This window comes from Devosia sp. A369, from assembly GCF_054489345.1.
In genome coordinates, this window is the sequence record NZ_JBTMWV010000006.1 from 52079 (window position 1) to 77063 (window position 24985).

Here is a 24985-nt window from a genome sequence, read left to right on the forward strand (position 1 = left end):
TTTCTCTGTTGGTGTCGACGGCTTTGGCCGCCGACATCAGCATTGGCTACCTGTCGCTCGAGAACGATCCGCGCTATTCCGAAGACTATGTCTATGCGCGGATCGAACTCCATCCCACCGGTGACGCGCTCAAGGGCGCGGAACTGGGATTGCTCGATTCCCAGATGCTGGCCGAGGCAACCGGCAACAGCTTTGTGCTCGATGCAGAGAAGGCCGGCGATGTCGACGGGCTGCTGGCCAAGGTTGAGGCCATGGCCGCAGCCGGGACGCAGTTTGTCATTCTCGACCTGCCCGGCGAAACGGTCGACCAATTGGCCAGTGCCAGCCGCGATCTACCGGTGACGCTGGTCAATGCGACCGCGCCAGACGATGTCCTGCGCGGTCGTTGTTATCCCAACCTGCTGCATACTGCGGCATCCGACCGGATGACCGCCGACGCCATGGTGCAGTACCTGCGGAGCAACAACTGGACCAAGGTGCTGCTGCTGGTTGGCGAACAGCCTCGTGACGCCCAGATCGCCGACAGCTTCCGCCAGTCGGCCGAGCGCTATCGCTTGGACATCGTGGACCAGCGTCCCTTCTCGCTCAGCACCAATCCGGAGAGCCGCGAGGAGAACAATACCCGCCTGCTGACCGGCGGTGCGGATTATGACGTCATCTACCTCGCCGATAGCGATGGCGAGTATGGCCGGTACCTGCCCTATGCGACGCAATTGCCGCGCCCCGTCCTGGGCTCCACCGGGCTTGTCGCCACCGAATGGCACTGGTCGCTGGAGCGCTATGGCGCACCCCAGGTCAATTCTCGCTTCGAGGATATTTCCGGTGGTCGCCGGATGGCCGGACAGGACTGGTCGACCTGGATTGCGGCTAAAGCCATCGCCACGGCCTACACCAAGTCGCGCGCGACCGATGCCGCCGGCATCGACGCGTATCTGCGGGCCTCAAAGCTGCGCATCGACGGCTCCAAGGGCGTAACCATGAACTTCCGCGAATGGGACGGGCAGATGCGCATGCCGGTCATGCTGGCAACCCACAACGCGGTGATAGCCATTCCGCCGCTCGATGGGTTTGAACACCAGATCAACACGCTCGACACGCTCGGCACTGACGAACCGGAACACGCGTGTCTGTAACCGCCCATCATCTTTGGCTCGGCATTGTTGCCATCAGCTGGCGCGAGATTTCAAAATTCTTGCGCCAGACTGAGCGCCTGCTCGCGGCCCTGATCCGGCCTGCCCTGTGGCTGCTGGTGTTCGCCACCGGCATGCATGATCTGCTGGGCGTCTCGATCATCCCGCCCTACCAGACCTATACCCCCTATCAGGAATATATCCTGCCGGGGCTGGTCGGGATTGTCGTCCTGTTCCAATGCATGCAGTCGGCGCTGTCCATGGTCTATGACCGGGAAGCCGGCGTGATGCGCGTCATGCTGGTCTCGCCACTGCCGCGCAACTTCCTGCTGTTTGGCAAGATCGTCGGGGCCACCATCCTGTCACTGCTGCAGGCCTATGCCTTTCTCGGCCTGGCCCGGCTGTTCGGCTATGGCTTTCCGCTCTGGGGCTACGTCACCATCATTCCGGCGATATTGCTGTCGGGTCTGATGCTGGGCTCCATCGGCCTGCTGGTCTCGGTCTATACGCGCCAGCTGGAGAATTTCGCCGGCATGATGAACTTCGTCGTCTTTCCGATGTTCTTTCTGTCGTCCGCCCTCTACCCGCTGTGGAAGCTGCGGGAGGTGGGGGCCCAGCCGGTCTATTACCTCTCCGAGGCGAACCCCTTCACTCACGCCGTCGAGCTAATGCGGTTTGCCGCCTATGGCCGGTTCAGCTGGGTCGATTTTGCGGTCGTTGCCGGCTCAACCATTGCCGCTTTCGCCCTGGCCGCGCGCGGCTATGACCCGCAGGCAGGGGCTATTCGCAAGCAAAAGCGCGATTAGGCGGCGACCGCCGCACTGCCCACCAGCGCCAGATAGGCCTCAGCCAACGTCGCGGCGCCCGCCAGTTCACAGATCTCGGCGGGCGTCCCGGCGGCCAGCACCAATCCCTCGGCGATCAACACGATCCGGTCCGCCGCCGCAACCTCTTCCACAAGGTGGGTGGCCCACAGGACGGCCACCTTGCGGGTGCGTTGCAGCCCGATGATATGCTCGTTGAGCAGGCGCCGACTTTCTGGGTCAAGCCCCACCGAGGGCTCGTCCATCAGCAGCAATTCAGGCTGATTGAGCAGCGCCCGCGCGATTTCCACCCGCCGCTGGTTGCCGCCTGACAGCATGCGCACGGTCTTGTTGGCGACCGCGTCAATTTCCAACAGCCGCGTCACCTCATCGATGCGCGCCGTGAGCGCCTTGCCCGACAGGCCAAACAGCGCCCCATGAAATTTGAGATTGGCGACTACGCTCATCTCCAGATCGATCGAGCGTGTCTGGAACACCACCCCAAGCTTTCGCAATATCTCGGACGGGTTTTTCCGATAGCCCAGCCCAAATGCCGAAACCGAGCCTGCGTCCGGCACAAACAACCCAGCGGCGATCTGGAACAGGGTGGATTTGCCTGAGCCATTGGGCCCAAGCAGCCCCACAAATTCTCCGGCCCCAACCGCCAGACTGACCCCTTTGAGGGCTTCGGTTTTGCCGTAGGATTTACGGACGTCGCGGAACTCCAGGGAGGGTGTCACGCTGCAACCTTTCGATCATGCCGCAGGGTCGATGAGACCGGCCTGCGTTGGAGAATATAGGAGGCCTGTGGCAAGCCGTTTGAATTGACCGCCACGCCCCTTAGATAAGGCACGCGCCTGGCATTGTCCCTACACATCCAGCTTTTTCCAGCGCCAGTCTCGTCATACGTCGCCGGGCTCACTATTGGGCGATCTCACAGCCAGGCCTGCAATCTCGGGACGATGAAATCGAGAAACAGCCTGATCCGATGCGGCATATGCCGGCCGCCGAGAAAGAGCGCGTGGACCTCCTCGAAATCGCCAATACCGAGATCGGGCAGCACCTCGACCAGCCGCCCCGCCGCCAGGTCCTGCCGGAGGTGGAAATCACCCAGCCGCGCCAGACCGACGCCGGCCAAGGCCATGCGCCGCACCGATTCGCCATTATTGGCCAACAGGCTGCCCGCGATGATGTGATCGACAATGCGGCCGCCATGATTGAGCGGCCAGATTGGTCCGGAGCGGCGGAAATTGAAGCCCAGACAATTGTGGCGGTCGAGGTCTTCGATGCTTTGGGGGGTGCCGTAGCGCGCCAGATAGGCCGGCGTGCCAACAATGCGGCGCTGCACCGCACCGATGCGCCGCGCCGTCAGGCTGGAATCAGCCAGCGGCCCGATGCGGAAAGCGATGTCGGTGCGATCAAGATAGAGGTCGACGATCTCGTCCGACAGCGACAGATCGACGATGATATTGGGATAGGCCGCCCAGAATTCCGGCAGCAGCGGCTCCAGCCCATGCACTCCCAGCCCGACCGACGCATTGACCCGGACAATGCCCCCGGTGCTGGCGGCACCCGCGGTCAAATCGCGCTCAAACTCGTCGAAGGCGCTCACCATCGCCTTGCCGCGCTCGTAGAATAGCCGCCCCTCCTCGGTCAGCGACAGCCGACGCGTCGAGCGCTCGATCAGGCGTGTGCCCAGCCGCGCTTCGATCCGCGCAATCAGCTTGCTGACCGTCGATGGCGTGGTCTGCGTCAGCCGCGCCGCCGCCGAGAAGCTCCCCGTTTCCACCACCCGCAGGAAGACCTGTAGTTCGCCGATGCGATTGTCCATTGGAATGCTCCATCCACGCGACAATAGCCTAATGTGCGGCCCGCTATCTGTGAACTGGTTTCATGAGTGATGCGACGCTGCGTGTCATTATCGCCGAGCGCGATCAGTGTCATCTAAGGGCAACTCAGAGCGACCGTGAATCGGTCCTGCGCGTTGCCGCGCCTCTTTCTTCTGCAAGGACCTAGATCCATGAAACTCAACTGGCCCCTTCTGGCGCTGGCCATCGGCGCCTTTGGCATTGGCACTACCGAATTTGCCCCCATGGGCCTGCTGCCCACTATCGCCACCGGAGTCGGGGTGGATATCCCCACAGCCGGTCTGCTGGTCAGCGCCTATGCCATCGGCGTCATGCTCGGCGCGCCGGTGATGACGCTACTGTTCGGCCGCTTGCGCACCCGCACCGCGCTGATCTTCCTCATGGCCATCTTCACCCTCGGCAATATCCTGTCGGCCATTGCGCCGGATTATTGGACGCTGCTGACCGCTCGCCTCGTCACCAGCCTCAACCATGGCGCGTTTTTCGGCCTCGGCTCCATGGTCGCTGCCAGCCTCGTGCCCAAGGAAAAGCAGGCTGCGGCCATCGCCACCATGTTCATGGGCCTGACCATCGCCAATATCGGCGGCGTACCCGCCGCCACCTGGATCGGCCAGCAGATCGGCTGGCGCATGGCCTTCGGGGCCACGGCGGGTCTGGGCCTGTTGACCATGCTGGCGCTGCTGCTGGCCTTGCCGCGCGGCGCCGTCGCCGAGCGCCCCGATATCGGCAAGGAGCTTGCGGCCATCACCCAGGGCCCGGTGTTGCTGGCTCTGCTGACCACGGTGCTGGGCGCTGGCGCCATGTTCACGCTCTACACCTATGTGGTGCCGATGCTCGAAACCCTGACCGCCGCGTCCCCGGTCTTCATCACCCTGGGACTGATGCTGGTGGGTGTTGGCTTCACCATCGGCAATGGCCTGGGTGGCAGGCTCGCCTCGTGGTCGCTCGATGGCAGCATCAAGATCTTCCTGACGGCGATTATCGCCATCCTGATCGCCCTGCCCTTCCTGCTGACCAGCCAGATCGGCGCCGCTATCGGCCTGTTCCTCTTCGGCGTGGCGACCTTCGGCATCGTGCCGCCGGTGCAGACCAAGGTGATGCAGGCCGCCAGCGGCGCCCCGGGCCTCGCCTCATCGGTCAATATCGGCGCCTTCAATCTCGGCAATGCCCTGGGCGCGGCCGTTGGCGGGGTGGTGATCTCCGCCGGCCTCGGCCTGCCCGTGGCATCCTTCGCCGGCGCTGCGGTCGCCGCGCTGGGCCTGGTGGTGGTCTTCGTGTCCGGGCACCGTCCTGCCCGGGCTACGCAGCCCGCAGAATAGGAACCTTGGGCGCCCTTCGGGGCGCCTTTTTTGTTCAGGACAGGTCCACGACCTCCAACTCCTGCGCGCCGACGCTCACCACATCGCCCACCTGTTTGCCCATCAGCGCCCGCGCGATGGGCGAGACATAGGAGATCGAGCCAGCCTTGGGGTCGGCCTCGTCCTCGCCGACGATCCGATAGGTTTGCACGCGGCCGTCGTCGCGCTGGAAGGTCACCCTGCCACCGAAAGCCACCACGTCGCTGGTGGATGCCTGCGGCACCAGTTGCGCGGTGCGGACCCGGTCGGCGTAATAGCGCAGGTCGCGCAATGGCCCGGCGGCTTGCCGCCGCTTTTCGTTGACGTCCTCGATCAGCATCGCGGCGTCATAGGCCAGGCGCGCTGTTTCGAGTGCCTGTTCAAGCGCCGCGAGGCCCGCGGCGGTAACCAGGTTGGGCTCGGGAGAAATCGGCCGATCGGGCAGCAGGGTTTCCGAGGCCGTTTCGGCACTCTCTTCCTTGGTGAAAGCAACGCTCACGCAAATCTCCTTCTCGACGCAAGCCGGCGTCTGGGCTCCCATAGCCGCATTCGTTCGCGCCAGGCAAATCAGCGCAATCCAACCACGGTGTTTAACACTATTTTCGTTGCAGCAGCGCAGGGTATCGCTTTCAGCGAATACTGGCAGCCATGACTGGTCAATTCTTCGTATCTCTGTTCAACCCGGCAGTTGCGCTGCTGCTGGCCGTGGCTTTCTTCTTTCTGTGGAGCTACCGCAAGGATCGCGCCTACATCCTGTTTTCCGCCTGGGGCTTTGCCGCCTGCGCGGTGGGTTTTTTCATACAGGACGTCGCGCCGCTACCCGATTTCGGCGCCAGCAAGCTGCTGGCCAACGGGTTGTATTATGCCTCGGTCACCCTGCTATGTGCCGCCACCATATCCCGGCGCGGTGCCGAGCTTCCATATCGGGCCTGGGCCGTTATCCTGACCTGCGGGATGATTTTTCTGGCCTGGTACACTTATGTCGAGGTCCGCCTCGACGCGCGCATCTATGCGGTGAACGGGACCATCGGCCTGGTGTTGGCGGTAACACTCTACGCTCTGGGCCGGCCACGGCGCGGCAATGTGGTGGATTATCTGGTCACCGGCATCACGGTGCTGGCGCTGCTCAACTTCATCCTGCGCCCGGCGCTGATCGTGCAGGATGGCTCGCGCTATACCAGCTATGAGGGCTTTCAGCAGTCGGTCTATTGGACGACGGTGCAGTTCGCCTCGTTCCTGCTGACCATCGGCGTCGCCCTGACCTTGATGGTGGCCATTGCCCTGGAGCTGATCGGCGAGCTGAAAACCGAATCCCGCACCGACAAACTCACCGGCCTGTTGAACCGGCGCGGCTTCGAGGACCAGGCCGATGAACGGCTGCAGGATTGCATCAAGGACGGCCGCCCCGCGATGATGGTGCTGGCCGATCTGGACCATTTCAAGTGGATCAATGACGCCCATGGTCACGCCTCCGGCGATGCGGTGATTGCGGCCTTTGGCGCCGATCTGCGCCAGGCCGCCGACAATCAGGCCATTATCGGCCGCATCGGCGGCGACGAATTCGCCATCCTGCTGCCCGACAGCCAGCAGGCGTCGGCCCATCTGTTCGTCGATCGGGTGCGCGCGGCATTCCGCGCCCGCGCTATCGAAGGCCTGTCGCGACAGACCGCGCTGACCGCCAGCTTTGGCATCTGTTCGCACCGGGCCGGCTCGAATTTCGATGATCTGGTCCGCAGTGCCGATGAGGCGCTCTATGCGGCCAAGCGCCAGGGGCGTGATCGCGCCACCCAGGCCAGCCTGCCGCATGCAACGGCCCTGCCCGGCCCCAAAATTGGCCGCTCCGTCGCGTAAGTTGGACGCTTGATCCTCAAGGAGGCGCAGCATGGACCGATTTACCGGCGGCTGCCTGTGCGGCAAGGTTCGATTGGTGGCCTTGGGTCGCCCCTACCGGGTCGGCATTTGTCATTGCCTCGATTGCCGCAAGCATCATGGCGCGCTGTTTCACGCCTCCGCGATTTTCCCGCAGGATGCAGTGACCATCACCGGCGAAACCAGCGACTATGCCGGACGCCATTTCTGCCCCCATTGCGGCTCATCGGTGTTCTCCCGCAGCGGCGACGAAATCGAAGTCCATCTCGGCGCCCTGGATGCCCCGGACCAGTTGCGGCCAGCTTATGAACTCTGGACCATCCGCCGCGAATCCTGGCTGCCGCCGTTTCCGCTGACGAAACGCTATGCGCGTGATCGCGACAGCACGGAACGCAGCGAAGACTAGGCAGCAAATGGCCCAGACAGGGTCAGCCGCGACGCGCCGCCTCGATGGCGGCGATGTCGATCTTTTTCATCGTCATCATGGCCTCGAAGGCGCGTTTGGCTTCAGCGCCACCGGCGGTCATCGCTTCGATGAGGGCGCGGGGGGTGATCTGCCAAGACAGGCCCCATTTGTCCTTGCACCAGCCGCACATGCTTTCCGCGCCGCCATTGCCGACAATGGCGTTCCAATAGCGGTCGGTCTCGGCCTGATCGTCAGTGGCGATCTGGAACGAGAAGGCTTCGTCATGCTTGAAGGCCGGTCCACCATTGAGGCCGACGCAAGGGATGCCGCAGACGGTGAATTCGACGGTCAGCACGTCACCCTCCTTGCCGGATGGATTGTCGCTGGGCGCCCGGCGAACGGCGCTGACGGTGCTGTCGGGAAAGGTTTCGGCATAGAAGCGAGCGGCGGCTTCGGCGTCTTTGTCATACCAGATGCAGACGGTGTTCTTGGCGATTGCCATGGCTGGTTCCTTCCGTTCCAACGCCAATCAGGCCCAAGGCCGCCATTGGCTGGGTGTAGAAATCTATCACAATCGTAAATGCGCTCATGCGGAATCGCGTTCCAACCTTGGCGTGGAAGGCGCGGTCATCGGGGCCACGATTCCATACCAATCTGGGGTCAAAGTCAGACCAGTGTAGGACCACTCTCGACATTGCCTATGGATCGCTCCTAAGCTCCCATCCAGACGAACTCCATTTGCCAGCGGCCCATGCGAGATGGCCGGCGCAATGGAGCAACGTCTGGCGGCGTCAAGCTATTCGAGGTGCGGCTTGGCGCCCAGCGACAGCACCTCTGAGGGGAAGAGAATGCCAATGAAATTCACCCGCACCGTCTTCGCTGGCCTGGCTGCGGCCCTGCTCTCGACCGCGGTTGCGCTGCCGACCCAGGCCGCCCAGTTGCGCATGGCCTGGTCGCAGGATGCCACCGGGCTTGATCCGCATACGCAGCCGGCATTTTCGTCGCTGCGCCTGCTGGAATTGATCTATGAGCCGCTGGTGCGCCTCGATGCGGCGCTGGATGTCGTGCCGGCCGTGGCCGAATCGTGGAGCTTCTCCGATGACGGTCTGACCCTGACCTTCAAGCTCGACCCCGATGCCAAATTCAGCGACGGCGTAGCGGTCACTTCGGCGGACGTCAAAGCCTCGTTCGAGCGCCTGCTCGATGAAGCCACGGCGGCCGCAGCCCGCTCCAATTTCCTCTCCATCGCCTCTATCGACGCGCCCGATCCGGCCACCGTGGTGTTCACCCTGTCGCAGCAGGATGCGCCGCTGCTGGTCGCCATGGCGACGATCAACGCCGCCGTCGTCCCGGCAAAATCCATTGCTGACGGTTCTATCGGCACCACGACGTTGGGCTCGGGTCCGTTTGTCCTCGACCAGTGGGAGCCCAATTCCCGCGAAGTGCTGAGCGTCAACCCGCATTGGGCTGGTGGCAAGATCGCCTATGACGGCATCACCATTTCCGTGCTGCCGGACGAAACCGCCATTCTCGCCTCGCTGCGCGCTGGCCAGACCGATTTTGCCCTGCTCAACGATCCGCTGGTGGCGACACTCGTCCCCAATGAGCCCAATCTGCAGCTCAATGCCGTTCCGGGCCTCGCCTACAACGTGCTGCAGCTCAACCCGGCACGCACGCCAATGGACAATCTGCAGGTGCGCCAGGCCATCTCCTGCGCCGTGGACCGGCAGGACGTGCTCGACACCGCTCTCGTCGGCGAAGGCAAGGTCACTGGTCCGCTGACCATGCCGGCCTATGCCAGCGATCCGTCGACGCTGTTCTGCTACGAGCAGGATATCGAGAAGGCCAAGGCGCTGATGGCTGAATCCGGCGTGGATGGCTTTACCGCAAAAGTCATCGCCGCGACGGGAGAACCGCCAGTCGCCTCGGCCGAGGCCCAGGTGTTGCAGAGCCAGCTGGCCGAAATCGGCGTCACGCTGGAAATCGAGCTGATGGAACTCAACGTCTATGTCGACCGCTGGCTGGCCGGTGATTTCGACATGGCCGTCGCGCTCAATGGCGGCCGGCCCGACCCCTATTCGATGTATAACCGCTACTTCACCAAGGACGGCAATCTGCAAAAGGTGTCGAATTTCGCTGATGACGAGATCGACAGCCTGCTGCAGCAGGGGCGTATCGAAACCGACATCCCCAAGCGCAAGGAAATCTTCCAGAAGTTCGAAGCGCGGATCGCCGAGCTGGCGCCCTGGATCTGGCTGTCCACGTCCAACCTTTACACGGCGCAGCTGAAAACCGTGTCCGGCTACGAATCCTCGCCCACCGGAACGCTGTTCGGCCTCACCACCGTGAAGCTGGCTCCGTAAGCCAAAACTAACCGGGCGGGCCGCGAGGCCCGCCCTATTCCACAAAACGGGCTGGCTTTATGAATTATCTGGCACGGCGGCTGCTGACGTTTCCGCTGATCCTGCTCGGCGTGTCGCTGCTGGTCTTTTTCGCCATCCGCATGATCCCCGGCGACGCTATCATCGCCATGCTCGGCACCGAGGCGGGCCTGCTGACCCCGGCCCAGCGGCAGTCCCTCGCCGTCTATTTCGGCATCGATCAGCCGGTCGTGGTACAGTATGGCCGCTGGCTGGCCGGGCTGTTCGAAGGCAATCTGGGCATCTCGGTCACCTATGGCAAGCCGGTGCTGACGGTGATCCTCGAGCGTTTCCCGCTAACGCTGGAACTGGCGCTGCTGGCCATGATCATCGCGCTGGGCGCCGGCGTTCCGGCCGGGGTGCTTGCCGCCACCCATAATGAGCGGCCCACCGACATCTCCATGCGCGTGCTGGCCATGCTCGGCCAATCGACACCGGGCTTTGTCGTCGGCCTGCTGATCATTTACGTGCTGTCGGTGTATTTTGGCGTCATGCCGGCTACTGGCAGTTTTACCCCGCTCTGGGTCGATCCGTTGGCCAATCTCGGGCAGTTGATCTTTCCCGCCATCACGCTGGGCTTTGCCTTTGCCGCCTCGGTGACCCGAATTTCCCGCGCCGCCATGCTCGACGTGCTGAGCGACGACTATATCCGCACCGCCAGGGCCAAGGGCGTTCCCGCCCGCAACGTCATCTGGCGCCACGCGCTACCCAATGCGCTCATCCCCGTGGTGACACTGAGCGGCGTCGAATTTGGCTATCTGCTGGGCGGCGCGGTGATCGTCGAACAGATTTTCGCCCTGCCCGGCCTCGGCCGGCTGACGCTCGACGCCATCGGCCAGCGCGACTATGCGCTGGTGCAGGGCTGCGTACTGTTCATCGCGCTCAACTTCCTCATCGTCAATCTGCTGGTCGACCTGGCCTATGCCGCGCTCGATCCCCGCATCCGGCTGGGGGCACGCTGATGCGGATCCTTGCGGCCATCGCCCGCCATCCCACCGGCCGCATCGGTGCGGCTATCATCCTGCTTTATCTGCTGCTGGCCCTGTGCGGCACGCTCGGCTTCACCCCGCATAATCCGCTGCAGCAATTCCGCATCGACCGGCTTACCCCGCCCAGCGCCAGCTATTGGATGGGCACAGATCTGTTCGGTCGCGACACTGTCAGCCGGCTGATGGTCGGCATCGGCCAATCCTTCGTCATCGCCTTCGCCTCGGTGGGGCTGGCGACCCTGTTCGGCACGCTGATCGGTCTGCTGGCCGGCTGGTGGGGCGGCGCGCTCGATGGGCTGTTCATGCGCGCTATGGATGTGCTGTTGGCCTTCCCGGCCATTTTGCTGGCGCTGCTGATCATCGCCGTCACCGGCCCCGGCACCTTCACCAGCGTCGCCGCCATCGCCATTGTCTATACGCCGATCTTCGCCCGCGTGGTGCGCGGCCCCACCCTGTCGCTCAAGCAGCGCGATTTCGTCGATGCGGCCCGCACCTTCGGCAGCTCGCAACGCTATATCCTCACCCGCCATCTTCTGCTCAATCTGGTCGGCCCGCTGACCGTGCAGGTAACTTTGGCGCTGGCCTGGGCGCTGCTGACCGAGGCGGCGCTGAGCTTTCTCGGCCTCGGCACCCAGCCCCCAGCCCCTTCGCTCGGCCTGATGATGAGCGAGGCGCGCAATTTGATGCAGCAAGCCCCCTGGCTGCTGGCCTTCCCCGGCCTCACCATCATGCTCGGCATTCTCGGCTTCAACCTGTTCGGGGACGCGCTGCGCGACATTCTCGATCCCCGCACCCAGCAGAGGCCAGCATGACCCTGCTATCAGTGCGCGACCTGTCCGTCGCCTTCGGCCAGAACGCCGCCCCAGTGGTCAAGGGCGTCAGCTTCGACCTCAAGCCGGGCGAAACCCTCGCCATTGTCGGCGAAAGCGGTTCGGGCAAATCGGTGACCGCCTTGTCGATCAACCGTCTGGTCGATTTCGGCGGCGGCCGCATCGTCAGCGGCGCCATGGGTCTCACCCGCCCGGACGGCACGGCGCTCGATCTGGCGCAGGCCGAGGAGAAGACCCTCGAGACCATCCGCGGTCGCGAGATCGGCATGATCTTTCAGGAGCCGATGACCTCGCTCAATCCGGTCCACACCGTGGGCGCGCAGATTGAGGAGGCCTTCCGCCTGCATCGCGGGTTAGACGGTCAGGCGTCCCGGCTGGCCGCCAAAGACGCGCTCGACCGGGTGCGCATTGCCGACGCCGCCGCCCGCCTGCGCTATTATCCGCATCAGCTCTCCGGCGGCATGCGCCAGCGCATCATGATCGCCATGGCGTTGGCCGGCAATCCACGCCTGCTGATCGCCGACGAGCCGACCACGGCACTCGATGTCACGGTACAGGCGCAGATCATGGCGCTACTGGCCGAACTGAAAGCCGAAACCGGCATGGCGATGATCTTCATCACCCATGATATCGGCCTAGTCGCCGGCATCGCCGATCATGTGCTGGTGATGCAGAACGGCGAAGTGGTGGAACAGGGCAAGCTCGACACCGTGCTCGACGCCCCCCAGCACGACTACACCCGCCATTTGCTGCAAGCCGTGCCACATTTCAGCGGCGGTCAGGCGGTGCGCGTCGATGGCACCCGCGCAGCAGACGAACAGCCGGTGGTCGCCGTCAGCAACCTCATGGTGCGATTCCCGGTCCGACGCGGCCTGTTCTCCCGCAATGCCGGCGCCGTCCACGCCGTGGAGGGCGTCGATTTCGACCTCGTGCGCGGCGAAACCCTCGGCATTGTCGGCGAAAGCGGTTCCGGCAAATCCACCATCGCCCGCGCCATTCTCGGGCTGGTCACCAAGGCCGGCGGCAGTATCACCGCCGCCGCCAGCAAGCCCGGCAGCCGACCAATCCAGATGGTGTTTCAGGACCCCTTCGCCTCGCTCAATCCGCGCCTCAATGTGCAAAGCCTGCTCGCCGAGCCGGCCATCGCTGCCGGCCGGCGCATCGACGCGGCCTTGCATGAGCGCATGACCTTCCTGCTCGAACGCGTCGGCCTGCCCCCCGATTGCCTGCCTCGCTATCCGCATCAATTCTCCGGCGGCCAGCGCCAGCGGCTCTGCATCGCCCGTGCGCTGATGCTCAATCCCGATGTGGTGGTGCTGGACGAGGCGGTCTCGGCGCTCGACGTCTCGGTGCAGGCGCGGGTGCTCGATCTGCTGATCGATCTGCAACGCGAATTCGGCCTCGCCTATCTGTTCATCTCGCATGACATGGCCGTGGTGGAGCGCATTTCCCATCGCGTGGCGGTCATGTATGCCGGCCAGATCGTCGAAATCGGCGCCGCCCGAGCCGTGCTGTCGCAGCCGCGCCACAGCTATACCAAGCGCCTGATCGCCGCCGTGCCCGATATGGATCGTCGCCGCCAGCATTACGGCATCGACACCGCGCCGGTGCCCTCGCTGGTCCGGCCGCGCGGCTACGAGCCGCCGCCAGCCGACTGGGCCAGTATCGGCCCCGACCATCTCGTTCGCGTGGAGCCAGCATGAGCCTGCAAACGGTCTTCGACCGCGCCTTTTTCTCATTGACCGAAGCCGTCGACAGCGGCCGCATTCCCGGCGGCGTGCTGGGGTTGATCGATGCGTCCGGGCAGCGGCTGACCCGCGCCATCGGGTTGGCGCAGCGCGTGCCGACAAGCCGCCCGATGACCGAGTCCACTTGGTTCGATCTCGCCTCGCTGACCAAGGTGCTGTTCACCACGCCACGCATTTTGGCGCTGGCCGAGGCCGGCACCATCGATCTCGATGCGCCGCTCACCAGCGTCATTCCCGATTTCGCGCAATACAATCCAGACAACTGGCAGCGCAAAATCACCTTTCGCCAATGCCTCGGCCACCAGACGCCCCTGCCCGGCGTCTTTCCGCTCTACACCTATGGCGACGATCCCAATCGGCTGCGCCATTTCGTGCTGCAACGCGATTGGCAAGCCGGCCCCGCCGTCTATTCCGACATCAATTTCATCCTGCTCGGCATCGCCATCGAGCGCCTGAGCGGCCAGACCATGCGCGCTATCGATCCCGGTCCCGGCTTTGCCTGGTCGGCTGACCCAGCCGAAGCCGCCGCCACCGAAAGCGACCCGTGGCGGGGTCGGGTTGTCTGCGGCGAGGTGCATGACGAAAACTGTTTTGCCCTCGCCGGCTCCGGCCATGCTGGCTTGTTCGGCACAGTCGGCTCCGTGCTCGATTTCGCCCATGGCGCCCTCAACGCCACCACGCTGTCGCCGCAGATCGTGACCCAGATGCGCACCCCGCTGTCAGCCCGCCGCACCCATGGCTGGGAGCGCCCCTATGAGGGCTGGTCCGGCGGCGAGCAGTGTTCACCCGAAACCATCGGCCACACCGGCTTTACCGGTACCGGCCTGTGGCTGGATTTTGCCCATGGCCGCGCCTGGACCCTGCTGACCAACCGCGTCCACCCCACGCGCCATTTCGACAGCGGCATTCTCGCCCTGCGCCGCGCCGTCGGCGACGCTATCAACCAGAACTGAGGAGGGCTCCATGGACCCGATCTGGACCATTGGCCTGATGACCGGCACCGTGCTCGACGGCAATATCGACATCGCCATGCTCAAGACCGATGGCGAAATCATTGAGCGCTTCGGCCCCTATACGCTGGCGCCCTATAGCGCCGAAGTGCGGGCGCTGCTGGAGGAAACCCTGGCGCAGGCCCGTCAATGGAATTTCACCGGCCCGGAGCCGGAAATCTTCGCCCGCGCCGAGGATGCGCTGACCCGCGCCCAGTCCAAAGCCGTGCTCGACTTCGCCGCCGCCAACAACATGCAGATGAGCGATATCGGTACTGTCGGCTTCCACGGCCAATCGGTGCTGCATCGCGCGCCCCAGCCCACCCGCATTGGCGACACCCGCCAATTGGGCAATGGCACCCTCATGCATCAACTGCTCGGCACGCGCGTGGTCTATGATTTCCGCAGTGCTGACGTGCGCGCCGGCGGCCAAGGCGCACCGCTCGCCGCCGCCTATCACCAGGCTTTGCTGCGCGGCCTCGACACCAGTGGCGACACCGCCGTGCTCAATTTGGGTGGCGTCGCCAATATCACCTGGTGGGATGGCGCCGAGCGGCTGATCGCCTTCGATACCGGCCCGGCCAACGCCCCGCTCAATGACTTCGTCAAGGCGAACGGCCAGGGCGAAATGGACCGCGACGGCGTGCTTGGCGCGCGCGGCACGGTGGATGAAGCCCGGCTGGCCCGCCTGCTTGAACACCCCTATCTGACCGTCCCCGCTCCCAAATCGCTCGACCGTTTCGACTTTTCGTCCAGCATGGCCGATGGCCTCGATCTTGAAACCGGCGCGGCCACCCTGACCGCGTTTACCGCTGCCGCCGTCGGCAAGGCGCTGGACCTGCTGCCGCAGCGCCCCAAACGGCTGATCGTCGCCGGCGGCGGTCGCCACAATCCGACTTTGATGAAAATGCTGGCCGAACGCGCCGGTGTCGAAGCGGTGAATGCCGACAGCGTCGGCTGGCGTGGCGATGCCGTCGAAGCCGAATGCTTCGCCTTCCTCGCCGCCCGCGTGCTACGCGGCCTGCCGATCAGTTTTCCGACCACGACTGGGGTGCCCGAGCCGATGACCGGCGGGCAGATCGCGGGGTAAGCTCCCCAACGCCCCCCCAAACTCGATGTCACCCCGGCGAAAGCCGGGGCCCATCCTGAGATTGTGCCGGTGATTGCATCTCGGGATGGGTCCCGGCTCAAGGCCGGGATGACACCGGGGGTGTGGTCCCTAAAGCACCTTCATCAAAAAGCTGCGTGTCTGCCCCTTAGGAAAATCCGGCAACTGCCCAAACACCGCATAGCCCTGCCGCTCATACACTTTCAGTGCCACCGGATTGAACGTATCGATATGCGCGCCATGGCAGCCGCGTTGCCGCGCCTCCTCCTCGGCCGCAGCCAGCATCCGCCCGGCCCAGCCGCCGCCACGCTGATCCTCGGCCAGCCACAGCCATTGCACATAGAGCCACCCCCAGGCGGTATAGCCCGACAACCCGCCCACCAATTCGCCGGTCTCGTCGCGCAGCAACACCGCGAGCGCCAGCCGCTCCGATGGCCCCACATCGCCATCGTTGAAGCGGGCCAGATTGTCGCCGATGCTGGCCAGCTCCGTGCTGGTCGGCGTGGCGGTGACGGACAGGGCATTGGACATAAGAGCTACTCGGGCATGGGGCGAATAAAGTGGCCATCCGCCACCTGCCGGATGTCCGGCTGCGGCAGCGCCGCCTGCCGACGAATGGTCTCGATGCGGTCAAGTTCATCGGCAAACGGGGTTTCGGCAAAGCGCCGGTCCGGATCGGGCACCGCCGACAGCAACAGCCGCGTATAGGGATGCTGGGGATTGTTCAGCACGCTTTCCATCCGCCCCCATTCCACGATCTGCCCGGCATACATCACCATGATGTCCTCGGCCACATAGCGGGCCGTGGCGATGTCGTGGGTGATATAGAGCAGCGCCAGCCCGAGTTGCGCCTTCATGTCGTTGAGCAGGTTGAGAATGCCCAGCCGCACCGACACGTCGAGCATCGAGGTTGGCTCGTCGGCCACGATCACCTGCGGATTGACCGCCAGTGCCCTTGCGATGCTGATGCGCTGGCGCTGCCCGCCCGATAGCTCATAGGGATATTTCGCCATCACCTGCGCCGGGTCGAGTTTCACCCGCTCCAACAGCTCTTCGATGGCCGCCTGCCGCTGCGCCTTGCCGAGACCGCGCTGATGCAGCCGTAGCGGCCGCTCGAGATGGTAGCGGATGGTGTGGGCCGGATTGAGCGATGAAAACGGGTCCTGAAACACCATCTGCACCGAGGCACGATAGGCCTTGATAGCCTTGGCGTCGCCCTTGCCCAGCGGCACGCCCCGAAACAGCAATTGCCCGCCATCGGGGCGGTATTCGCGCATGATCAGCCGCGCCGCCGTGGTCTTGCCCGAGCCCGACTCCCCCACCAAAGCCAGCGTGCGGCCCGCATGCAGCGCAAACGACACGTCGCGCGCGGCATGGACCGGCCGGTCGGTATGGCCGAAGATTTTCGACACCTTGTCCAGCGCCAGAATGGGTGGCGTGTCGCTCATGCCCCGGTCTCCAGCTGGATTTGCGCGCCATGCAGCTTGGGCATCGAAGCCCAAAGCTTGCGGGTATAGTCATGCTGGGGCGCGTGATAGATGGTCTTGGCGTCGTTGACCTCCACTAGCTCGCCTTCGAGCATGATGCCGATCCGGTCGCTCACCTGCACCATCAGCCCCAGATCATGGGTGATGAACAGCACCGCAAATCCCAACTCCTTGCGCAATTTGTCGATGCGCTGCAGGATTTCGCGTTGCACCACCACGTCGAGCGCCGTGGTCGGCTCGTCCATGATCAGCAGCTTGGGGCTCAGCGCCAGGCAGATGGCAATGACGATGCGTTGCCGCATGCCGCCCGAGCATTGATGCGGATAGGCCGACAGCCGGTCCGGCGAAATATCGACCAGTTTCAGCAGCTCGACGGCACGCGCATGGGCTTCGTCCCGGCCCATGTTCAGATGCGCCTTGAGCACGTCGTGGAACTGCGCCTCGATGGTCAGCACCGGATTGAGCGAGTTCATGGCGCTCTGAAACACCATGGCGACCTCGCGCCAGCGGAACCGGCGCAGCGCCTCATCATCGAGTGCCAGCACATCGCGGCCACCGACGAGAATCTGGCTACCAGTGCGGATCAGCGCCGGAGGCCGATGCAGGCGGCTGACGGCGAAGGCGATAGTGCTCTTGCCGCAACCGGATTCGCCGGCCAGCCCGAAGAATTCACCGGGCGCGATATCGAAGCTGACATTCTTGACCGCATGGAAATCAGTTTCCGCCCCGACATAGTCGATGCTGAGATTGCGGATGGAAAGGACGGGTTCGCTCATAGCTTGCCCTCCCCAAGACGGACCATGCGGGTCCAGCGGTACAGCATGCCCCCGGTGCGCAGTCGCGGATTGGCGATTTCGTCGATGGCGAAATTGATCAGCGCCAGTCCCAGCCCCAATACCGCCAGCGCCACGCAGGGCGACAGCAGATCCCACCACGCCCCCACCGACAGCGCCGAAGCGTTCTGCGCGTTATACAGCATGATACCCCATGACACGGTATTGGGATCGCCCAGCCCAAGAAATTCCAGCGTCGCCTCGGTGATGATGGCGAAAATGACACTGCCGATGAAGTTGATCCCAACGATAGAAATCAGATTAGGAAACACCTCGAGCGCCATGATCCGCCAGCTGGATTCTCCCAGCATCTCCGCCGACTTCACATAGTCGCGCTGGCGAATGGAGAGCGTTTCCGAGCGGGTGACGCGCACGCCCCAGGCCCATGAGGTGAAGCCGAGGATGAGGGCGATCACCAGCGGGCTGGCTTGGCCGATGAAGGCCGCCAGCACCAGCAGCAGCGGCAGGTTGGGCACCACCAGCACCATGTTGGTGAAGAAGTTGATGACTTCGTCGATCACGCCACCCTTATAGCCGGCGATGATGCCCAGCACCGTGCCGATCAGCGTGATCAGCAGTCCGGCGCCAAAGCCAACTGCAAGCGACACCCGCGCCCCATAAAGCAACCGGGTGAACACGTCATGCCCCAGCCTTGTCGTGCCCAGCCAATGGTCGGCAGATGGCGGCTGATGTGGCCGGCCGACCCGCTGGGTCGGGCTATATTCGGTCAGCAGCGGGGCAAACACCGCCGCCAGGATGACCAGGATCAGGATGCACACCCCGACCATGGCCTTCTTGTTGTGCAGCAATTGGCGCAGCAGGGTCATCGCTCACGCCCCCTTGAGACGTGGATCGAGCAGCACATAGCTCAGATCGACGACAAAATTGGCGACCAGCATGGCCGCAGTCATGATCAGCAACTGGCCCTGGATCACCGGATAGTCGCGCGCCAGAATGGCCTGATACAGCGTATTGCCGAGCCCGGGATAGTTGAACACCACCTCGGTCACCAGCGAGCCGCCCAGCATAGTGCCAACGGCGATGGCGAGGCTCGATACCGTGGGCAGCAGCGCGTTACGCGCCGCATACCACACCATCACCCGCTCATCGGACAGCCCCTTGGCGCGGCCCATCACGATATAGTCCTCACCCAAGAGGTTAATCATGTTGTTGCGCATGGTCATGGCAAAGCCGCCGGTCAGCACCACCACCAGCGTCAGCATCGGCAGCGTGCCGTGATAGATCACGCTGGAGATGTATTCCCAGGTCAGCCCCGGATCGAGCATCGGATCGGCGGCATAGCCATTGGGAAACCAGCGCAGCGTGTAGCCGAACACAAACAACACGATCAGCGACACCACGACGGCTGGGACGGAACTGGAAAAAATCGCCGCCACCGAGACCACGGAATCGAACCAGGTGGCGCGGCGCCACGCCGCCATCACCCCGAGCAGCGAGCCGACGACGAAACTGATCAGCGTCGCCAACCCCACCAGCAGCAGGGTCCACACCAGCGCCCGGCCCAGCAGATCGGTCACCGGCAGCGGGAAATACTTGATCGAGCGGCCCAGATCGCCGGTGAACACGCTTTTGAGATAGGCCAGATATTGTTCGCCGATCGGCGCGTCGATGAAGCCGAAGGTCAGCTTGAGCGCGTTGAGATTTTCCAGCGACAGCTCCGAGCCGGCGCTGGCGAACATGATCTCGATCGGATCACCCGGCATCAGCCGGGGCAGGAAGAAATTGATGGTGGCGGCGGCCAGAAACGCCGCGAGATAAAATGCCAGGCGCCGGAGCAGAAAGGCCATGACGTCTCCCCTTCCGGAGGTGGGGACGCGCCGTGGCGCGCCCCCGGAACGCTATTTCGCCACCGGACGCAGCGCCAGCAGCTGGATCAGCCGGCCCGGATTGGCGTTGGACACCACCGGCGAGATGAACGGATTGTCCGCATCGGCCCAGCCGGTGAAGCGCGTCGTGTTGTATTCGTAGAAGGACGGGCTGTTATAGACCGGGATCACCGGCATGGCCTCGGCCACGATCAGCTGCACCTTGTCCATGATGGTCTTCTGCTCGGCCGGGTCCTTGCTCTGCGAATACTGCTCGAGCAAATCCATCACCTCGGCATTTTCCCAATGCGGCGCGGTGAAGCGGCTCTTGCCGAAATCATCAGGATTAAACGACCGGCGGTAGGGGAAATAGGGGTCCGCCGCCGACGCCAGCGCGTTCAGCGTCATCGAATATTTGCCCGCGATCAGGTCGGAGGTCCACACCGCGGCTTCCGGCGTGCTCATTTTCACGTTGAGGCCGGCTTCCTTGAGGCTCTCCATGGTGATCTGCACCGCGTCGATCCAGTCGGTCCAGCCATTGGGCACTTCGATATCGATGGCGATCGCCGAGCCATCGGGATTGTCGCGGAAACCATCGCTGTCGGCGTCGACATAGCCCGAGGAATCCAGCAGCGCCACGCCGGCCGCCATGTCGAATTTGCCATATTGGCCGAACTGGGTTGCCACTTCCGGGTTGGCAAAGCTCTTGTAGAGTTCGCCCAGCATGGACGGGTCGTCATTGACCAGCGGATAGCCATAGCCGGCGATGTCGACGATGGTCTGGCGGTCGACCAGCATGCTGAGCGCGCGACGGAAGTTCACATCGTTGAACGCCTTGCGGTTATTCTCGTCCGGCGTGACCATGCTGAGCTGGAACGACACCAGGCTCGACGGCGTGAACCAGTATTTATGGTGCTCGGGGTCCTTGGCAACGAACGTATTGTCGATGTCGGGAATAAAGCTCGTCGCCCAGTCCAGCGTGCCTTCGGCCAAAGCCGCCAGCACCTGCGGGTTGTCGGCCAGCTGCGGCAACCGCATGCAGTCGACGGCCAGCGTCGCTGCGTCCCAATAATTCGGGTTGCGGCACTGCTCATAGACCTGCGGCGTGAAGCGGGTGATTTCCGTCAGCGGGCCGGAGCCGACCGGGGTTTCATTGGCAAAGGTCACCGGGTCGTCGATGCTTGCCCAGATATGCTCGGGCACGATGGGCATGCCGACAATGGTGTTGGCAATCAGCGAGTTGGGCTCGTTGAGGTTGAAGCGCACGGTGCGCTCATCGACTTTTTCCACCGAGGCCAGCAGCCCGGTGACCGAGATGAAATCCAGCGCCGGGAATTTCTTGATATAGTCATAGGTGAAAACCACGTCGTCGGCGGTCAGCGCCTCGCCATCCGACCATTTCAGCCCATCGCGCAGGGTGAAGGTGATGGATTTGAGGTCATCAGCCAGCGCAAAGCTCTCCGCCAGGCGGAAATGCGGCTCATTGGCCTTGAGGCGGTTGAACACCACCAGCGGCTCATAGACGAAATCCAGCGTGGTGGCGCGGGCCGTGGTCTGGCCAAAGGGGTTGAAATTGCGCACCCAGGTGGTGGTCTGTTCCGAGCTGGCCGTCAGCACGGCTTGCGCACTTGCCGGCGCCACCGTGGCCAGAAGCGCCGCGGATACAGCCGCGATCAGCGATGTTCTAAGCATTCCTGTCTCTCCTCTGCTGTTGCGGCTCCATCAGGCGAAGCCGTTCTCCCTGAAAATCTGCTCCACTTCGGCGTGGAGCGCCTGCACGTCGACGCGGGTGGTGCCGAGCCGGGCCTGGGCCCGGGCAATGCGGCCGAGGCTGGCCTCGGTCAGCGGCCGCGCCGCATGGGCTGCTGCCGCACTGGCCGCCAGATCGCCTTGGCTATGCAGGGCAATGTCGTAACCGGCGTCGAGCGCGCCGCGCACCCGTTCGGGCCATGTGCCTTTGAGCGCCTCATGGTGAGGCAATCGGTGATCAGCACGCCATCATAGCCAAGCTCGCGGCGGATCAGCTCACAGACCAGTGGCGATACCGAGGCCGGAAGTTCGGTGTCGATCTGGGTGAAGATCAAATGCGCCACCATGGCCCAGGGCGTATCCCTGAGCGCCATGAAGGGGCGGAAATCCGTGCCCCGCATATCCTCGACGCTGGCATCGACCACCGGGCAATCGAAATGCGGATCGACCGTCACCCGGCCATAGCCAGGAATATGCTTCATGATCGGCATCTGACCGACCTCCAGCATGGCGTCGACAACCACCTGCCCCATGGCGATCACCAGCTCGGGATCGTCGCCAAAAGCGCGCTGGCCGATCACGTCATGCGTGCCCGGTCGCGCCAGATCCAGCACCGGGGTGGTGCCGCTGCCGATGGTCAGCTCGGTCATCATCGCGCCCATGGCCAGCGTCGATAGCCGCATGGCGCGCTTGCCCAGCTCAAGATCCTTGCGCGCCAGCGCCCCAAAACTGCCGAGACTCCGAAACAGCGGCCAATTGCCATTGTCGAGCCGCTGCACCCTGCCGCCTTCCTGATCGATATAAACCGGCGCATCCGCCCGCCCCACCGCTTCGCGGAACTGGACGCAGAGGCGCTTGATCTGCTCGGGATTGTCGAGATTGCGCCGGAACAGGAACAGCCCGAACGGGTTGGCCTCGCGGAAAAACGCAATCTCGGAGGCGGAGAGTTCGAGCCCGGGCATGCCGACGAACAAAGCGAGTGGCGTGGTGGTCATGGTCACCCAGCGGTTTCTGGTTTGGCTTTGAGGCGCAGCAGGCCCTGATAGATATCCTCCTTGTCGGCCGGAATGGGCATGACGCCCACGGCGTTGACATAGAAATCCACCGGACCAGCCGAGCCGATAATGGCATAGGCATAGCCCTGCGCCTTCATGGCGATCAGGGTGTGATAAAATAAAGCCAGGCCAATGCCCTTGCCGCGCTGGGTCTCGGACACCCCGGTCGGGCCGAAAAAGCCGCGCGCCGTGGCGTCGTAGCAGGCAAAGCCCACCAGTTCCCCGTCAACCACGGCGATCAGGCAACCCGGCGGCTGGTGCGCCATGGCGGCGCTGACTTCGCTCACCCAATATTCGCTGAAATGGGCACGAACCCAGTCCTTGATGATGTGCTGCTCGGGCGGCAGCGCCACCCGGATCACCGCCCCTACCCCCTCGACGCGCTGGCGCAAGGCGTCCAGTTGGCGACTATGGAGATTGGCGAGCAGATCCATCGATCAATCCTCCAATACAGGCGCTAGCCGGCAGCGCGTGGCTGCTGCTGGCCGGCCGCGCGGCGCAGGAAGCCATCGGCCGCGTTCAGCTTCACCTCGGCGGCGGCGGCGTCGAGCCCGGTCAGCGCCATCAGAATGGCCAGCTTCACATTATTGCGGCTCAACGCCAAATAGCGTTCCGCCTCTTCGCTGCTGCAGCCGGTTGCTTCCACCACAATGCGCGTGGCCCGCGCCGCCAGCTTCTCATTGCTGACCGACAGATCCACCATCAAATTCTCATAGCTCTTGCCGATGCGGATCATGCTGGCCGTGGTCAGCATGTTGAGCACCAGCTTCTGCGCCGTGCCGGATTTGAGGCGGGTCGAGCCGGTCAGGGCCTCGGGCCCCACCACCGGCGAAATCGCGATATCGGCGAGGCGGGCAATCACCGAGTCGGGATTGCAGGACAGCGCCACGGTGACGGCGCCGACGCTCTTGGCGTGATCGAGCCCGCCAATCACATAGGGGGTGCGGCCGCTGACGGCGATCCCCACCACCACATCCTTGGCTGAAACATTGATGGCTTCGAGGTCGCGCCGGCCTTCGTCGCGATCATCCTCGGCGCCTTCGATTGGATGGCGCAAGGCCGTGTCGCCGCCGGCGATCAACCCGATCACCATGCCCTCGGGCACGCCAAAAGTCGGCGGACATTCCGAAGCGTCGAGCACACCCAGCCGCCCGCTGGTGCCGGCGCCCATATAGATGAGCCGCCCGCCCGCCTTGAAGGCATCGACGATGCGATCGACCGCTGCGGCAATATTGGGGAGCACCGCGTTGACCGCCTCGGGCACCCTTGTATCCTCCGCATTCATCGCGGCCAGAATCTGCTGGGTCGACATGAGGTCGATCTGCGTGGTTTGGGGATTGCGCGCTTCGGAAACCAGATCGCCCAGTTCCGCCATCAGGGTGTGTTTTGCCATCGTGCCTTCACTCAAATCCGCTGAAATGCTAGAGGCGAATATTCCTTGTGTCAACGAAACGAGGAATATTGTATTCCAGTTCATGTCGACACGGTGCAGCATGGCGTGGCGGCCAATCGCAGCGCAGCGGCGGCGGTTTGGCAGCGCCAACTACGGAAGCAAGCATGTCCATTCTGAAGATCCTCGGTGCACAATTGGAGTCGATGACGCAGGCGGATCGCCAGATTGCGCAGTTCATCATCGACAATCCCGAACGCATGCTGACCCTGTCTTCGGCAGCATTGGCCGAGGCCACTGGCCGCAGTCAGTCCAGTGTGGTCAAGTTCAGCCAGAAGCTCGGCTATGCCGGTTATCAGCAGCTCAAGCTGGCGGTAAACAAGGCCAAGGCGCTGGAATGGCATTCGCCGGGTGGCGTCATTCACGGCACCATCGACGCCAGCGACAGCTATATGACCATCCTGCAGAAGCTGATCGGCAGCAAGCTGTTGTCGATGCGCGAGACGTCGTCGGCCAATGGCGAACACACCATCGATTTGGCGATTGATGCGCTGGTCAAGGCGCGAAGGGTCCAGCTGGCGGGCGTTGGCGCCTCCTCGCTGGTGGCCAAGGACTTTTCTTTCAAGCTGCTCAAGCTGGGCCGCACCGTGCTGCTCGACAACGATAGCCACATCCAGATTTCCAATGCGTCGGCGCTGAACGAAAACGACGTGCTGATGGCGCTGTCCCATTCCGGGCGGAGCCTCGAAATCCTGCGCATCGCCGAACTGGCCAAGCAGCGCGGCGCCACCATCATCTCGATCACCGGGTTGCAGCCCAATCCGCTGCTCGATCTGGCCGATATCAGCCTGTTCACCGTGGCCGATGAAGAGCGGGTGCGCTCCTCCGCCATAACCTCGCGCGACGCCCAGCTGATGCTGATGGACATGCTGTTCATCCTCCTGGTCCGACGCCAGCCCGATGCCTATGACTACATCCATCGCAGCGAGACCGCCGTCACCGTGTTGAAGGCCTGAAACCAGCCACGACAAGCTCCGTCTCTTAATTTTATATTCTTGACACTAAGAAGATTTGGAATTTAGTATTCCAACGTTGGCCCGCCTTGGAGGGGTGTGCCGGCTTGCAGCGGCTTGCCTGCCCGCTGGACC

Annotated in this window: 24 protein-coding genes and 1 pseudogene; 12 read left to right on the top strand and 13 right to left on the bottom strand. The window is 63.6% G+C overall.

Annotated features, from left to right (window positions below; genetic code table 11):
* Positions 1-11: 11 nt before the first annotated feature.
* Positions 12-1133, top strand: a complete 1122-nt coding sequence (locus ACX3OZ_RS09810; protein ID WP_459104484.1) for an ABC transporter substrate-binding protein — start codon at positions 12-14, stop codon at positions 1131-1133.
* Entirely contained in the window at positions 1124-1936 is an 813-nt protein-coding gene (locus ACX3OZ_RS09815) for an ABC transporter permease (protein WP_459104427.1), read from the top strand. The genes ACX3OZ_RS09810 and ACX3OZ_RS09815 overlap by 10 nt, the downstream gene beginning before the upstream one ends.
* Here ACX3OZ_RS09815 and ACX3OZ_RS09820 read toward each other — a convergent pair.
* Positions 1933-2673, bottom strand: a complete 741-nt coding sequence (locus ACX3OZ_RS09820) for an ATP-binding cassette domain-containing protein (RefSeq protein WP_459097476.1) — start codon at positions 2671-2673, stop codon at positions 1933-1935. The genes ACX3OZ_RS09815 and ACX3OZ_RS09820 overlap by 4 nt on opposite strands.
* A 194-nt stretch (positions 2674-2867) precedes the next feature.
* A complete protein-coding gene (locus tag ACX3OZ_RS09825) occupies positions 2868-3764 on the bottom strand; it encodes a LysR family transcriptional regulator (protein ID WP_459097475.1) in 897 nt (298 codons plus the stop codon).
* 189 nt (positions 3765-3953) lie between these two features.
* Between ACX3OZ_RS09825 and ACX3OZ_RS09830 the strand changes: the two genes are divergently transcribed.
* Positions 3954-5120, top strand: a complete 1167-nt coding sequence (locus ACX3OZ_RS09830) for an MFS transporter (protein WP_459104428.1) — start codon at positions 3954-3956, stop codon at positions 5118-5120.
* Between the two features lie 34 nt (positions 5121-5154).
* Here the strand turns inward: ACX3OZ_RS09830 and greA are convergent, their stop codons facing one another.
* Positions 5155-5637 (bottom strand): transcription elongation factor GreA, encoded by a 483-nt coding sequence (gene greA / locus ACX3OZ_RS09835; RefSeq protein WP_459097473.1) that lies wholly within the window; start codon positions 5635-5637, stop codon positions 5155-5157.
* 149 nt (positions 5638-5786) lie between these two features.
* On the opposite strand from greA, the gene ACX3OZ_RS09840 reads away from it, so the two are divergent.
* A complete protein-coding gene (locus ACX3OZ_RS09840) occupies positions 5787-6989 on the top strand; it encodes a GGDEF domain-containing protein (RefSeq protein WP_459104429.1) in 1203 nt (400 codons plus the stop codon).
* Positions 6990-7020: 31 nt separating this feature from the next.
* Positions 7021-7413 carry a GFA family protein gene (locus ACX3OZ_RS09845; protein WP_459097471.1) on the top strand — a complete coding sequence of 131 codons (393 nt, stop codon included), beginning with the start codon at positions 7021-7023 and terminating at the stop codon, positions 7411-7413.
* A gap of 22 nt (positions 7414-7435) precedes the next feature.
* On the opposite strand, the gene ACX3OZ_RS09850 is transcribed toward ACX3OZ_RS09845, so the two are convergent.
* Positions 7436-7915 (bottom strand): VOC family protein, encoded by a 480-nt coding sequence (locus tag ACX3OZ_RS09850; protein WP_459097470.1) that lies wholly within the window; start codon positions 7913-7915, stop codon positions 7436-7438.
* 346 nt (positions 7916-8261) lie between these two features.
* Between ACX3OZ_RS09850 and ACX3OZ_RS09855 the strand changes: the two genes are divergently transcribed.
* From ACX3OZ_RS09855 to ACX3OZ_RS09880, 6 genes are read left to right on the top strand one after another with little or no spacing between them, the layout of a single operon-like run.
* Positions 8262-9776, top strand: coding sequence for an ABC transporter substrate-binding protein (locus ACX3OZ_RS09855; protein WP_459097469.1), 1515 nt, complete (start codon positions 8262-8264; stop codon positions 9774-9776).
* 59 nt (positions 9777-9835) lie between these two features.
* Positions 9836-10795: an ABC transporter permease gene (locus ACX3OZ_RS09860; protein ID WP_459097468.1), complete on the top strand. Its 960-nt coding sequence runs from the start codon at positions 9836-9838 to the stop codon at positions 10793-10795.
* Entirely contained in the window at positions 10795-11634 is an 840-nt protein-coding gene (locus tag ACX3OZ_RS09865; protein ID WP_459097467.1) for an ABC transporter permease, read from the top strand. Before ACX3OZ_RS09860 ends, ACX3OZ_RS09865 begins: the two co-directional genes overlap by 1 nt.
* Positions 11631-13355 carry an ABC transporter ATP-binding protein gene (locus ACX3OZ_RS09870; protein WP_459104430.1) on the top strand — a complete coding sequence of 575 codons (1725 nt, stop codon included), beginning with the start codon at positions 11631-11633 and terminating at the stop codon, positions 13353-13355. Before ACX3OZ_RS09865 ends, ACX3OZ_RS09870 begins: the two co-directional genes overlap by 4 nt.
* Positions 13352-14353, top strand: a complete 1002-nt coding sequence (locus ACX3OZ_RS09875; protein ID WP_459097465.1) for a serine hydrolase domain-containing protein — start codon at positions 13352-13354, stop codon at positions 14351-14353. The genes ACX3OZ_RS09870 and ACX3OZ_RS09875 overlap by 4 nt, the downstream gene beginning before the upstream one ends.
* Before the next feature lie 10 nt (positions 14354-14363).
* Positions 14364-15479 (top strand): anhydro-N-acetylmuramic acid kinase, encoded by a 1116-nt coding sequence (locus tag ACX3OZ_RS09880; RefSeq protein WP_459097464.1) that lies wholly within the window; start codon positions 14364-14366, stop codon positions 15477-15479.
* Between the two features lie 129 nt (positions 15480-15608).
* Here the strand turns inward: ACX3OZ_RS09880 and ACX3OZ_RS09885 are convergent, their stop codons facing one another.
* The 9 genes and pseudogenes from ACX3OZ_RS09885 to murQ form a co-directional block, all read right to left on the bottom strand.
* Complete coding sequence (locus ACX3OZ_RS09885) at positions 15609-16028, bottom strand: GNAT family N-acetyltransferase (RefSeq protein WP_459097463.1); 420 nt, start codon at positions 16026-16028, stop codon at positions 15609-15611.
* Positions 16029-16033: 5 nt separating this feature from the next.
* Positions 16034-16945 carry an ABC transporter ATP-binding protein gene (locus ACX3OZ_RS09890; protein ID WP_459097462.1) on the bottom strand — a complete coding sequence of 304 codons (912 nt, stop codon included), beginning with the start codon at positions 16943-16945 and terminating at the stop codon, positions 16034-16036.
* Positions 16942-17760, bottom strand: a complete 819-nt coding sequence (locus ACX3OZ_RS09895) for an ABC transporter ATP-binding protein (protein WP_459104431.1) — start codon at positions 17758-17760, stop codon at positions 16942-16944. The genes ACX3OZ_RS09890 and ACX3OZ_RS09895 overlap by 4 nt, the downstream gene beginning before the upstream one ends.
* Positions 17757-18635 (bottom strand): ABC transporter permease, encoded by an 879-nt coding sequence (locus tag ACX3OZ_RS09900; protein ID WP_459104485.1) that lies wholly within the window; start codon positions 18633-18635, stop codon positions 17757-17759. The genes ACX3OZ_RS09895 and ACX3OZ_RS09900 overlap by 4 nt, the downstream gene beginning before the upstream one ends.
* Before the next feature lie 12 nt (positions 18636-18647).
* Positions 18648-19625, bottom strand: coding sequence for an ABC transporter permease (locus ACX3OZ_RS09905; RefSeq protein ID WP_459104432.1), 978 nt, complete (start codon positions 19623-19625; stop codon positions 18648-18650).
* 51 nt (positions 19626-19676) lie between these two features.
* A complete protein-coding gene (locus tag ACX3OZ_RS09910; RefSeq protein WP_459104433.1) occupies positions 19677-21335 on the bottom strand; it encodes an ABC transporter substrate-binding protein in 1659 nt (552 codons plus the stop codon).
* 30 nt (positions 21336-21365) lie between these two features.
* Positions 21366-22387, bottom strand: a pseudogene (locus ACX3OZ_RS09915) (glycoside hydrolase family 3 N-terminal domain-containing protein).
* A gap of 2 nt (positions 22388-22389) precedes the next feature.
* Positions 22390-22881, bottom strand: coding sequence for a GNAT family N-acetyltransferase (locus tag ACX3OZ_RS09920; protein ID WP_459104434.1), 492 nt, complete (start codon positions 22879-22881; stop codon positions 22390-22392).
* A 23-nt stretch (positions 22882-22904) separates the two neighbouring features.
* On the bottom strand, positions 22905-23840 hold the full coding sequence (murQ, locus tag ACX3OZ_RS09925; protein WP_459104435.1) for an N-acetylmuramic acid 6-phosphate etherase: 936 nt from the start codon (positions 23838-23840) through the stop codon (positions 22905-22907).
* Between the two features lie 164 nt (positions 23841-24004).
* Here murQ and ACX3OZ_RS09930 point away from each other — a divergent pair, with 164 nt between their 5' ends.
* Positions 24005-24853 carry a MurR/RpiR family transcriptional regulator gene (locus tag ACX3OZ_RS09930; RefSeq protein ID WP_459097455.1) on the top strand — a complete coding sequence of 283 codons (849 nt, stop codon included), beginning with the start codon at positions 24005-24007 and terminating at the stop codon, positions 24851-24853.
* Positions 24854-24985: the final 132 nt, after the last annotated feature.

Bases quoted from the DNA above. Each gene is read 5' to 3' on its own strand.
- ACX3OZ_RS09825 (WP_459097475.1), bottom strand. From the start codon at position 3,764: ATGGACAATCGCATCGGCGAACTACAGGTCTTCCTGCGGGTGGTGGAA.
- ACX3OZ_RS09830 (WP_459104428.1), top strand. From the start codon at position 3,954: ATGAAACTCAACTGGCCCCTTCTGGCGCTGGCCATCGGCGCCTTTGGC.
- ACX3OZ_RS09840 (WP_459104429.1), top strand. From the start codon at position 5,787: ATGACTGGTCAATTCTTCGTATCTCTGTTCAACCCGGCAGTTGCGCTG.
- ACX3OZ_RS09845 (WP_459097471.1), top strand. From the start codon at position 7,021: ATGGACCGATTTACCGGCGGCTGCCTGTGCGGCAAGGTTCGATTGGTG.
- ACX3OZ_RS09850 (WP_459097470.1), bottom strand. From the start codon at position 7,915: ATGGCAATCGCCAAGAACACCGTCTGCATCTGGTATGACAAAGACGCC.
- ACX3OZ_RS09855 (WP_459097469.1), top strand. From the start codon at position 8,262: ATGCCAATGAAATTCACCCGCACCGTCTTCGCTGGCCTGGCTGCGGCC.
- ACX3OZ_RS09860 (WP_459097468.1), top strand. From the start codon at position 9,836: ATGAATTATCTGGCACGGCGGCTGCTGACGTTTCCGCTGATCCTGCTC.
- ACX3OZ_RS09865 (WP_459097467.1), top strand. From the start codon at position 10,795: ATGCGGATCCTTGCGGCCATCGCCCGCCATCCCACCGGCCGCATCGGT.
- ACX3OZ_RS09870 (WP_459104430.1), top strand. From the start codon at position 11,631: ATGACCCTGCTATCAGTGCGCGACCTGTCCGTCGCCTTCGGCCAGAAC.
- ACX3OZ_RS09875 (WP_459097465.1), top strand. From the start codon at position 13,352: ATGAGCCTGCAAACGGTCTTCGACCGCGCCTTTTTCTCATTGACCGAA.
- ACX3OZ_RS09880 (WP_459097464.1), top strand. From the start codon at position 14,364: ATGGACCCGATCTGGACCATTGGCCTGATGACCGGCACCGTGCTCGAC.
- ACX3OZ_RS09885 (WP_459097463.1), bottom strand. From the start codon at position 16,028: ATGTCCAATGCCCTGTCCGTCACCGCCACGCCGACCAGCACGGAGCTG.
- ACX3OZ_RS09890 (WP_459097462.1), bottom strand. From the start codon at position 16,945: ATGAGCGACACGCCACCCATTCTGGCGCTGGACAAGGTGTCGAAAATC.
- ACX3OZ_RS09895 (WP_459104431.1), bottom strand. From the start codon at position 17,760: ATGAGCGAACCCGTCCTTTCCATCCGCAATCTCAGCATCGACTATGTC.
- ACX3OZ_RS09905 (WP_459104432.1), bottom strand. From the start codon at position 19,625: ATGGCCTTTCTGCTCCGGCGCCTGGCATTTTATCTCGCGGCGTTTCTG.
- ACX3OZ_RS09910 (WP_459104433.1), bottom strand. From the start codon at position 21,335: ATGCTTAGAACATCGCTGATCGCGGCTGTATCCGCGGCGCTTCTGGCC.
- ACX3OZ_RS09920 (WP_459104434.1), bottom strand. From the start codon at position 22,881: ATGGATCTGCTCGCCAATCTCCATAGTCGCCAACTGGACGCCTTGCGC.
- murQ (WP_459104435.1), bottom strand. From the start codon at position 23,840: ATGGCAAAACACACCCTGATGGCGGAACTGGGCGATCTGGTTTCCGAA.
- ACX3OZ_RS09930 (WP_459097455.1), top strand. From the start codon at position 24,005: ATGTCCATTCTGAAGATCCTCGGTGCACAATTGGAGTCGATGACGCAG.